This is a genomic window from Cellulomonas fimi (genome assembly GCF_028527925.1).
In the GTDB taxonomy this organism is placed as follows: Bacteria; Actinomycetota; Actinomycetes; order Actinomycetales; family Cellulomonadaceae; genus Cellulomonas; species Cellulomonas fimi_C.
Genome location: NZ_JAPESW010000033.1, coordinates 1 through 10,448, shown reverse-complemented (window position 1 = coordinate 10,448; position 10,448 = coordinate 1). Strand labels below are relative to the sequence as shown.

Below are 10,448 nucleotides of genomic sequence, written 5' to 3'. Positions count from 1 at the left end.
CCGCACCGCGAACCGCCGGGCCGGCTGGTGGGTGGTTCAGAGGGTGCGGGCCTCGGGCGTGCTCGTGACGCCCTTGGTGTCGAGGAAGGTGCGGGCGCGGCGGGCCAGCGCGTCCGCGTCGTACGCGTCGTGGTCCTGGACGAGCACGACGACGTCGGCACCGGCCACGGCCGCGGCCTGCTCGGCATCGGCCACGCGCTGCACGCCCTCGACGTCCCACTCACGGACGAGCGGGTCGTGGAACGTGACGCGCGCGCCGCGTGCGACGAGCTGCTCGGCGAGCGGGGTGGCGGGCGACTCGCGGTCGTCGGCGATGTTCGCCTTGTAGGTGACGCCGAGGAGGTGGACGTGCGCACCGCGCAGGTCGCGGCCCTGGGCGGCGAGCAGCTCGGCGACGCGCTCGACGACGTACGCGGGCTGCGACGTGTTGATCTCCTGCGCGAGCTCGACCATCCGCAGCGGCCGGCCGAGCTGCTCGCGCACCTGGTGGTTGAGGTACATCGGGTCGATCGGGATGCAGTGGCCGCCGACGCCCACGCCGGGGCGGAACGCCTGGAAGCCGAAGGGCTTGGTCTCAGCGGCCCCGATGACGTCCCACACGTCGATGTCGAGCTCGTGGAACGCGCGCGCGAGCTCGTTGACCAGCGCGATGTTGACCTGGCGGTAGGTGTTCTCGAGGAGCTTGGCGGTCTCGGCCTCGCGCGTGCTGCGGACGGGGACGACGCGGTCGACGACGCGGCCGTAGAACGCGACGGCGCGCTCGGTGCAGGCCGGGGTGAGCCCACCGACGACCTTCGGGGTGTTGCGGATGCCGAACCGGGCGTTGCCGGGGTCGACGCGCTCGGGGGAGAACGCGAGCGCGAAGTCGCGGCCGGCACGCAGGCCCGAGAACTCCTCGAGCATGGGGGCCACGACGTCCTCGGTCGTGCCGGGGTAGGTGGTGGACTCGAGGATCACGAGGGTGCCCGGCCGGAGCTGCTCGCCGACGGTGCGGACCGCGCCGCGCACCGCGCCGAGGTCGGGCCCCCCGGTCGGGGACAGCGGCGTCGGGACGCAGATGACGACCGTGGCCGCCTGGGCGAGCGTGGACGCGTCGGTGACGGGCGTGAACCCGGCGGCGACCATGTCGCGCACGTCGTCGTCGCTGAGGTCGTCCACGTGCGAGAGGCCGTGCGTCAGGCCGTCGACGACGCGCGCCGACAGGTCGTACCCGGCCACCGCCATACCGGTGCGGCAGGCCTCCTGGGCGAGCGGGAGGCCCACGTAGCCGAGGCCGACGATCGCGACGTCGTACAGGGCGGCACGGACGGGCGAGGTGGCCGGGTCGGCGGGGCGGGTCAGCGTCGTGGTGGTCATCGGGATCTTCCTCCGGTCGGGTGCGTTGACGTGTTCCACGCTATCGGTATACCGAAAGCCGGAAACAGGGACGATGGTCCTGAGCGATATCGCCGTTTCCGCGGCACTCTGGAGGCATCGGGTATACCGTCCGTCCGAGCAAAGGAGATGTCATGAGTGAGGGAAACACCCCGGTCCTCTCGGAGGTCCTGGCCGGCGGCGCCGCCGCGAGCGGCCTCGCGGCCACCGGTCTCACCGGCGCCGCGTGGATCGTCACGGCGGCCGTCGCCGCCGTCGTCGCCGGAGCGGTCCTGCTCCGCGTGGCCCGCCGTCGCGCCGCCGTGCACGACTGACCGCCCGTCCGACCCGTCCCCGCACCCCACCCGCAGGAGAGTCCGCCATGACCCAGCACGATCCGACACCGCTGAGCGCCCACCGCGTCACGAGCCACCTGCCGTGGCTGCTGATGGGCGGTGCGGGGATCGCGATGGCGTGGGCGGCGTCACGCGTCACCGCCCTCGCATCGGGACGCAACCCCGTGCTGTGGGTGTACCTGGTCGCGATCGGGCTCCTGGTCTGGCAGCTCGGGACAGCGGCGTTCGACCGTCCCGTCCGCGCGCGAGGGGCCGCGGCCGCGCTGCTCGCGGAGGCGCGCGTCGCGGTCCTCGTGCCGGCGTACAACGAGGACGACGCCATCCTGCGCGCCAGCCTCGCGTCGCTGCTGCGCCAGACGCACCTCCCCGCCGCCGTGTGCGTCGTGGACGACGGCTCCACGTCGGGCGACTACGCGGCGGTCCGGGACTGGTTCCTGCCCGCGGCCGAGGCGGCGGGTGTCGCCGTGACGTGGCAGCGCACGCCGAACGGCGGCAAGCGCCACGCGCAGGTGACGGCTGCGCGGTCGTTCCCGGACGCGGACTTCTACCTCACCGTGGACAGCGACACGCAGCTCGACGCGCACGCGCTCGACGAGGCCCTGCAGCCGTTCGAGGACCCCGACGTGCAGTCCGTCGCCGGGACGATCCTCGTCACCAACTACCGCACCAACCTGCTGACCCGCATGCAGGAGGCCTGGTTCCTGTCGATGCAGGCCGTCGACCGTGCGGCCCTGTCGCGCAGGGGCTCGGTACTCGTCAACTCGGGACCGCTCGCCGTCTACCGTCCGGCCGTCCTGTGGGACAACGTCGACGACTACCTCGGCGAGACGCTGTTCGGCCGCCCCGTGCACACCTCGGACGACAGCATGCTGACGCTCTACGCGCAGCAGCGGGGTCGGACCGTGCACCAGCCCAGCGCCTTCGCGTTCTCGCACATGCCCTCGACCCTCGACGGTCACCGCCGTCAGCAGCTGCGCTGGATGCGCGGGTCGCTCGTGCGCAGCGGGACCCGCTTCCGCCGTCTGCCGACCCGCCGCTTCTCGTACTGGTACCACCTGCTGCGCTGGGCCCTGTACGCCGCTGTCACCGTGGCGCTCGTCCTCCTCGCGGTCTCCGGCACGCTCTTCTCGCCCACCGCGTGGCTCCTGTCCGCCGTCGTCGTGGGGTGCGCCCAGCTGCTCGTCACCACGCCCTACCTCACGCTGCGGCGCAGCGACCAGACCACCGGCCAGCGCCTCGCCGTCCTCGCGTGCGCGCCGCTCGTCGGCCTCTGGAACGTCACCGTCCTGCGCGCGCTGCGCTGGTACGCCATGGCGACGTTCGGGAACGTCGCGTGGGGCACCCGGCAGAACGTCGAGGTGACCGCGTGAGCGCGGGCCCTACGCTGACGCCTGACAGACCCACGTCACGGGAGGTTCGGGTGCCTGCGTCCGAGGGACCGCTCGTCCCGCACCCGTCGGCGGCGGCGCTCTCCGACGGCGTCCACCGACAGCTCGAGCGGGAGATCGTCGACGGTCGGCTGGCTCCGGGGGCGGCTCTGCGCGAGGCCGAGGTCGCCGAGCGGCTCGGGGTGTCGCGCACACCGGTACGCGAGGCGCTGCGCCGGCTGGCCGAGTCCGGGCTCGTCCGCATCGAGGCCAGCCGCAGCTACCGGGTCGCACCCCTCGACCTCGACCTCCTGGCGGAGACCGCCGTCGTCTTCTGCGCGATGGCCGGCCTCGCCGCCCGGCTGGCGCAACCGCACCTGACCGACGTCGAGGTCGAGTGGCTCGCGTCCGCGGAGCGGCGGGCCTTCGGCGAGGCCGCCGAGCCTCAGCCGGTCGTCGACCCCCTCTTCGGCATCGGCGTGCTCGACGTGTTCGTCGACCTGTGCGACAACGCGGTGCTCGTGGCGTCGATGGCGCGCCTGCGGCTGCAGATCCGCCGCGCCTTCAACCTGTTCGGGCCCGAGGTGCCCCGGCTGCTGTTCGCGGAGCGGCTCGGCGCGATCGTCGCCGCCGCTCGCTCGCGCGACCCCGAGCTCCTCGAGACCACGGTGCGCGTGCACGGGGAGCAGTTCGTCCTCGACGTGATCGAGCTCGCGCGCCAGGACGCCCGCCGGGACGACGGGGCGCGCTGACCCGTCGTCCCGCGAGAGGATCTCGGACCTCCCGTTCCGCGACCTCGATGGCGCTCGGGCGCACCGGCTCGTAGCGTGGAGGCGTCGAGAACGCCCCGCGTGCGACGGGGCCCGGCGGCCGGGCGTCCCGGGAGAGGACTCCGCATGGACCGCGCACAGGACGACAAGGACCGGGGGCCGCTCAGCGCCGGTCAGGGACCCGACGAGTCCGAGACCGATCCGAGCAAGATCGACGTGACGGACGCGGCGGAGTCGTCGGAGGAGGACCGCTCGGACGCGGGCTGACAGCAGGGGGACCCCTCGCCCGCCGCCACGGGCGACGTGCACCGACGCCGCAGGTCGCGACGTCGGGAGAACCGCTTCGGCTCGCCGAGCCGGGAGAAGCGGTTCATATTGGGGGAAGCCCTGAGGCAGTTCGGAGCGCGTCAGGGGCGACGTCCGTCGCCCTTCGAGCCAGGCGGAGGCTCCGATGCGTGCAGTGCGATGGGCGGTCCCGGGTGCAGCGGTGCTGCTGGTCCTGACGGCGTGCGCCCGCGGGACGGGTGGCGGCGAGGGGACGGCGGCGCCGTCGTTCGACCCCGATGCGGACGTCTCCGGGAAGCTCACCGTGATGGGCTTCGGCGCGGGCGACGAGATCGGCGAGACCCGTCTGGCGCGCGCCGAGGAGTCGATGCCCGACGTCGACGTGTCGCTGATCGAGGGCGACCTCGACATCCAGGCGTTCCTGTCGGCCGTCGCCGCGGGTGACCCGCCGGACATCGTGTACGCGAACCGCGACCAGATCGGCACGTTCGCCTCGCGCGGGGCCGTCGTGCCGCTGGACGAGTGCTACGCGTCGCAGGACATCGACCAGGACGCGTTCCGGGACGCCGCGCTCGCGCAGGTGACGTTCGGGGACCAGCTGTACGGCGTGCCGGAGTTCAACCAGGTGCAGCTCACGATGGCGAACCAGTCGCTGCTCGACGCCGCGGGCCTGACCATCGAGGACGTCAACGGCTCCGACTGGGACGCGGTCACGGCGGCGACGACGGCGCTCTCGAAGTCCGACGGCGGTGCGGTGAGCGTCATCGGGTACGACTCGAAGATGCCGGAGTTCCTGCCGCTGTGGGCCAAGGCGAACGGCGCGGACCTGCTGTCCGAGGACGGTCGCACGGCGCAGCTCGACGACCCGAAGGTGCTCGAGGCGCTCGAGTTCGCGGTGAACGTCTACGACGTGCAGGGCGGGTTCGCGGGCGTGAAGTCGGCGCGCGACGCGGCGGACTTCTTCGGGTCGGGCAACCAGTTCGCGTCGTCGACGCTGGGCGCGATGCCGATGGAGCAGTGGTACATCAACGTGCTCAACGAGAACTCGCCTGATGCACCCATGGCGTTCGACGCGTTCCGCACGCCCGAGGGCGAGCCGCTCGCGTACGCGACGGGCTCGGCGTGGGCGATCCCCGCGGGCTCGGCGAACGCGGAGGCCGCGTGCCGGTTCGCGGCGTCGATGGTGTCGTTCGACAGCTGGATGGCCGCGGCGCAGGCGCGCGCCGACGCGCGCGAGCAGGAGGGCCTGGTCTTCACGGGCGTCCTCACGGGCAACGAGAAGGCCGACGAGGAGATCCGCTCGACGCTCGTGACGGTCACCGACGAGCCGTGGGCGTCGGGCGTGAACGCGATGTACGAGGCGAACGAGCACACGTTCTCGCTGCCCGCGAACCCCGCCGACAGCGAGTTCAAGGCGGCGTGGCAGGACGCGGTGAACCGCGTGCTCAACGGCCAGCAGGAGCCGGCCGAGGCGCTGGCCCAGGCGCAGGAGGAGGCGCAGAAGGCGCTCGACGCGGCCTGGGAGCGCTGGGACGGCGGGACGACGGACTGATGGCGGCGACGACGACGACCGCGCCGGCCGGGGTCGAGGCCCCGCGCCGGCGCCGGTCGAGCGTGTCGAGCCGCGACGCGCGCCACGCCTGGTGGTTCATCGCCCCGTGGATCGTGGGGTTCCTCGTCTTCACGGCGTGGCCGATGATCTACAGCGCCTACCTGTCGCTCACGGACTACGACGTCATCAGCGACCCGAGGTTCGTCGGGTTCGACAACTACCGCGAGCTGTTCGCCGACCCGAAGGTCGCGCTGGCCCTGCGCAACACGCTGATCTACACCGTGATGGCCGTGCCCGCGCACATCCTGCTCGCGCTGGGCCTCGCGCTGCTGCTCGACCGGGCCGCGCGCTCGGCGGGGTTCTTCCGCACGGCGTTCTTCCTGCCGAAGATGACGCCGCCCGTCGCGATCGGCGTGCTCCTGCTGCTGCTGTTCAACGGCCAGCGCGGCGCGATCAACACGATGCTCGGCTGGTTCGGCATCGACGGGCCCGCGTGGACGACCGACCCGGACTGGGTCAAGCCCGGGCTCGTGATGATAGGCCTGTGGACCGTCGGGTCGACCGTCATCATCCTGCTCGCGGCGCTGCGGAACGTCCCGACCGACCTGTACGACGCGGCCCGCGTCGACGGCGCCGGCTTCTGGCACCGCACGCGCGCCGTGACGCTCCCGATGATCAGCGGCCCGCTGTTCTTCGTCGTCGTCGTCAACACCATCGCCGCGCTCCAGCTGTTCACCGAGGCGTACACCGCGTTCTTCGGCTCGGGTAACACGACCTACTCGAACGACGCGGCGCTGTTCTACGCCATCTACCTGTTCCAGCAGGCGTTCGAGTACCTGCACATGGGGTACGCGTCGGCGCTCGCCTGGCTGCTGTTCCTCGTCATCATGGCGATCACGGCCGTCCAGATGCTCGTGAGCCGCCGCGTCGTCTACTACGAGGGGGACGCGCGATGACGTCCGCGGCCGAGGCCACGCGCATGCCGCAGGGGGTCGTCACGGCGGCCCCGCAGGCGGTGACCGTCCGCAAGCGGCGCACGCCCCGGCGGCTCGCCGGGCGGATCGCCGTCCTCGCGGCCCTCGTGGTCGCGACCTTCGTCTTCGTCTACCCGTTCGTCTGGCTGCTGTCGGCGTCGTTCAAGCCGCGCGGCGAGGTGTTCGACAACCGCCTGATCCCGCGGACGTTCACGCTGCAGAACTACGTCGAGGTGTGGCAGGTCGCGCCGATGGCGACGTGGCTGGTCAACACCGTGATCGTCACGACGCTCGCCGCGGTCACCGTGACGTTCTCGTCGGCGCTCGTGGCGTGGGGCTTCGCGTACTTCCGGTTCCCCGGCCGCGGGCCGCTGTTCGGGCTCGTGCTCGCGACGATGATGCTGCCCGGCGCCGTCACGATGGTCCCGACCTACCTCATCTGGAAGGAGCTCGGGCTCGTCGGCGGCCTCACCCCGCTGTGGGGCGGCAACCTGTTCGGCAGCGCGTTCTACATCTTCCTGCTGCGCCAGTTCTTCCTCGGCCTGCCCCGCGAGCTGTTCGAGGCCGCGCGCCTCGACGGCGCCGGCAACTGGACGATCTTCGCCCGCATCGCCGCGCCCCTGTGCAAGCCCGCGCTGATCCTCACGCTGCTGTTCGAGATCCAGGCCGCCTGGACCGACCTCATGCGCCCGCTCATCTACCTGCAGGACTCGTCGACCTTCACGGTGCCGCGCGGGCTCAAGGCCATGCTCGACCAGTTCGGGTTCGGCGGGGAGTGGCACTGGGAGATCGTGGTCACCGCGAGCGTCATCACGACGATCCCGATGATCATCCTGTTCTTCCTCGGTCAGCGGCACTTCGTCCAGGGCATCGCGACGACGGGCTCGAAGGGCTGACGTCGCCAGCGTGTCCGCGCGTGACGACGGTCCCCTCGTACACCGACGCGCGAGACCACCCGCCGCAGAGCCTTGCCTCGTCCCTCGGGAGCACTGGAGAGCGCGGACGACGGTGCGCGCCCGGCTGCGCTCACGCCGACTGCTCGTCTCCATCCGGGTCGCGCCGCCGTGCGCGTGCGGCGGTGATGACCCAGGTCACACCAGCGGCCAGGGCGCTGCCGATCAGCAGGGCCTGAAGTTCTCCGCGTGCCTCGTCGACCGTCGACCATGGGCGGTCTTTGGTGGCCCACAGCAGACTGTCCTGCGCGCCGACGTTCGTGATCTTGCTGTGGGTGTCCAAGCCTGTCTCGGCGGTCTCACCGATGACCGGGTCCGCCTCGCACGTTGGGCACACCGTGAGGAGCACCGGTAGCTGTGCCAGCTGCGTCGGTGAGCCCGGGGCGTCAGGGGGCAGCCCCTTCATCTGGTCGATGGTGAGGATGCTGTCGGTGACATAGGCGTGTATCGGGAAGACAGCCTCGGAGGGCAGGGCCCACGTGAGCTCGTTGACTTGCTTCTCGATCGACTCCGAGCGCTGGTTGTATCGCGCGAGCGTGGACAGGTGCAGCTGGAACTGCAAGACACCTTGTGCCCACTGGCTGCCCGCCGTCGGGTAGAAGCACGGCTTGAGCTCGGTCGTGGCTGAGCCCTCGGCGACGTTCATGCTCGCTGGGAAAAGGTCGGTGCTCCACGGGTCCGTATCGCCGTTCGCGTCGTCCCAGCGGCTGCCGGGGCAACCCTCGCGCCAGCGCAGCTTGGTCGCAGCCGCCGGAAGGCCGATCTCGAACCCGGTGACCGAGATGTCGGTGAGCTGCTCGGGCCGGACCCAGAAGACGAGCTTCACGTCGATGTGCGGCGTGGGGTCTTGCAGCCGGACGTTCTGCAGGAGGGAGGTGCGGGCGCCGGTGACGCTGACGTCGACCATGTTGCCGACGGCCCCGTCGTACACGTGTGGGTGGGTCGGCACGACGTAGAGGCTCTGCCCTGGGGCGTGCTCGCTGTCTCGTGCCGAAGGGGCGAACAAGGGTGGGAGCCAGAGCAGGAGAGCGGCGTCACGGCGATGGTGATCGCGATGATGCGTTGGCCCTCCAGCGAGGACGCCTTGCGTGTGATCGCTGACAGCCGTCGTCTGCTGGACGCTCGGGTCGCTCGGAGGTGCCGCCGCAGTCGCGCGCGCCATGACCACGGGTCTGCCATGGCTGCATGGTGCCAGCAACGACACCGGCGGGAGGTGAGGCCCGCCTGAGCGCGACGAGCGGGGCGACACCGGACCGCGCCATCCGTGGGCGGGCACGTCCACCGGGGTCTGCGTAGGGTCGACAGGACGGTCAGGACGCGGCCGGTGAGCCCGCCGTCGAGTCCTCGACGGCGACGTACCCGAGGAGGCCCTCATGGTCACGGCCGACACCACGCACGGCGACGCGTCCGGCGAGCATGACCCCGTCGGGCAGCACAGCGCGGGGGAGCACACGATCGGTCGGCACGCCGGCCCGCGCGCCGACTCGGTCGCCGACCGGCTGGCCCAGGCGCTCGAGAACGCGCACCAGCTCGACCCGGTCGTCGAGCGGGTCGCCGCGCTGTGGCGCGGACCCCTCCAGCACGACGGCTTGCGCCGGCTGCTGCGCGGCAAGCCGCTGGGTCACGCGGCGCACCCGCTGCTCACCGACGTCCCGATCGGTCTCTGGATGAGTGCGGCGGTCCTCGACGCGGTCGGGCAGGAGAAGGCGGCCCGTCGGCTCATCGGTGCGGGCGTCCTCGCGACCGGACCGGTCGTCGCCACCGGGTGGGCGGACTGGTCGACGGCCGACGACCGGACGCGGCGCGTCGGCGTCGTGCACGCGGCGTCCAACGGCGTCGCGCTCGCCTGCTACACCGCGTCGTGGCTGGCCCGCCGCAAGGGCAACCGGGGTGTCGGCCTGCTCGCGTCGGCCGCCGGTGCTGCGGCGCTCGGTGTCGGCGGGTTCCTGGGCGGACACATGGCGTACGTCCTCGGGTCGCCGCCGCGCGACCCCGACGCCCCCGTGCGCTGATCGAGCTCCGCCGGTACGCGCGTCCGCGTCCGGCACCGACGGTCGAGTTCCGCGACTCAGGGCCGACCGCCCTTCGTCCCGTAGGCGGCAGCGTCGTCGTCGGTGACAATGTCCTGCGCGCGCGAAGCACCGAGCCGCGCACCCCTCCCGGGCAGCGTCGCCCGCCACGACGACGCCACCCGAGGACGACACCATGGCCACCACCGACACCCCGACGCTGCCCACGGCGATCCCGCACGGGCGCGCCGAGGACCTGCTGGGCCTGCTCACGGGCGTCGTCCTGGTCGCGGTCGGCATGTCCCTGCTGCGGACCGGTGGGCTCGTCACGGGCGGGATCGCGGGCGCCGCGCTGCTGCTCGGACACGTCGTCGACGTGCCGCTCGGCGTCCTGTTCTTCGCGCTCAACGTGCCGTTCTTCGCGCTCGCGGCGCACCGGTCGGGCTGGTCGTTCACGCTGCGCAGCGCCGCGACCGTCGGGCTGGTCTCGCTCGGCACCGCGGTCACCGCGGCGCACCTCGACGTCGCGTCGGTCGACCCGTGGTTCGCTGCGGTCGTCGGCAACCTGCTGTGCGGGACGGGCATCCTGGTCGTGTTCCGGCACCGCTCGAGCGTCGGCGGGTTCTCGATCGTCGCGGTCCTGCTGCAGGAGCGGTCGGGGATCCGCGCCGGGCACGTGCTCATGGCGCTCGACACGCTCGTCGTGCTCGCGGCGTTCACCGTGGCCCCGCCGCTCGACGTGCTCGTGTCCGCTGCGGGCGCCGTCCTGCTGAGCCTCGTCGTGACGTTCAACCACCGGCCGGGCCGCTACACGGGCTTCTGACCCGCC

11 protein-coding genes are annotated in these 10,448 nt (G+C 72.2%); 9 read left to right on the top strand and 2 right to left on the bottom strand.

What is annotated here, in order from left to right:
• Positions 1 to 36 precede the first annotated feature (36 nt).
• Positions 37 to 1,356 carry a nucleotide sugar dehydrogenase gene (locus tag OMK64_RS14495; protein ID WP_272729074.1) on the bottom strand — a complete coding sequence of 440 codons (1,320 nt, stop codon included), beginning with the start codon at positions 1,354 to 1,356 and terminating at the stop codon, positions 37 to 39.
• 152 nt (positions 1,357 to 1,508) lie between these two features.
• On the opposite strand from OMK64_RS14495, the gene OMK64_RS14490 reads away from it, so the two are divergent.
• The 7 genes from OMK64_RS14490 (at position 1,509) to OMK64_RS14460 (ending at position 7,553) form a co-directional block, all read left to right on the top strand.
• A complete protein-coding gene (locus OMK64_RS14490) occupies positions 1,509 to 1,688 on the top strand; it encodes a hypothetical protein (protein ID WP_272729073.1) in 180 nt (59 codons plus the stop codon).
• A 47-nt stretch (positions 1,689 to 1,735) separates the two neighbouring features.
• Complete coding sequence (locus OMK64_RS14485; protein ID WP_272729072.1) at positions 1,736 to 3,079, top strand: glycosyltransferase family 2 protein; 1,344 nt, start codon at positions 1,736 to 1,738, stop codon at positions 3,077 to 3,079.
• A 50-nt stretch (positions 3,080 to 3,129) separates the two neighbouring features.
• Positions 3,130 to 3,828, top strand: coding sequence for a GntR family transcriptional regulator (locus OMK64_RS14480; protein WP_272729071.1), 699 nt, complete (start codon positions 3,130 to 3,132; stop codon positions 3,826 to 3,828).
• A 144-nt stretch (positions 3,829 to 3,972) separates the two neighbouring features.
• Positions 3,973 to 4,113 (top strand): hypothetical protein, encoded by a 141-nt coding sequence (locus OMK64_RS14475; RefSeq protein ID WP_272729070.1) that lies wholly within the window; start codon positions 3,973 to 3,975, stop codon positions 4,111 to 4,113.
• Positions 4,114 to 4,297: 184 nt separating this feature from the next.
• A complete protein-coding gene (locus tag OMK64_RS14470; protein ID WP_272729069.1) occupies positions 4,298 to 5,683 on the top strand; it encodes an ABC transporter substrate-binding protein in 1,386 nt (461 codons plus the stop codon).
• Entirely contained in the window at positions 5,683 to 6,639 is a 957-nt protein-coding gene (locus tag OMK64_RS14465; RefSeq protein WP_272729068.1) for a carbohydrate ABC transporter permease, read from the top strand. The genes OMK64_RS14470 and OMK64_RS14465 overlap by 1 nt, the downstream gene beginning before the upstream one ends.
• Positions 6,636 to 7,553, top strand: coding sequence for a carbohydrate ABC transporter permease (locus tag OMK64_RS14460; protein ID WP_272729067.1), 918 nt, complete (start codon positions 6,636 to 6,638; stop codon positions 7,551 to 7,553). The genes OMK64_RS14465 and OMK64_RS14460 overlap by 4 nt, the downstream gene beginning before the upstream one ends.
• A gap of 130 nt (positions 7,554 to 7,683) precedes the next feature.
• Here the strand turns inward: OMK64_RS14460 and OMK64_RS14455 are convergent, their stop codons facing one another.
• Positions 7,684 to 8,541: a hypothetical protein gene (locus OMK64_RS14455; RefSeq protein ID WP_272729066.1), complete on the bottom strand. Its 858-nt coding sequence runs from the start codon at positions 8,539 to 8,541 to the stop codon at positions 7,684 to 7,686.
• Between the two features lie 442 nt (positions 8,542 to 8,983).
• Between OMK64_RS14455 and OMK64_RS14450 the strand changes: the two genes are divergently transcribed.
• Entirely contained in the window at positions 8,984 to 9,622 is a 639-nt protein-coding gene (locus OMK64_RS14450) for a DUF2231 domain-containing protein (RefSeq protein WP_272729065.1), read from the top strand.
• 193 nt (positions 9,623 to 9,815) lie between these two features.
• Positions 9,816 to 10,442, top strand: a complete 627-nt coding sequence (locus OMK64_RS14445; RefSeq protein WP_272729064.1) for a YitT family protein — start codon at positions 9,816 to 9,818, stop codon at positions 10,440 to 10,442.
• The last annotated feature ends 6 nt before the right edge of the window (positions 10,443 to 10,448 follow it).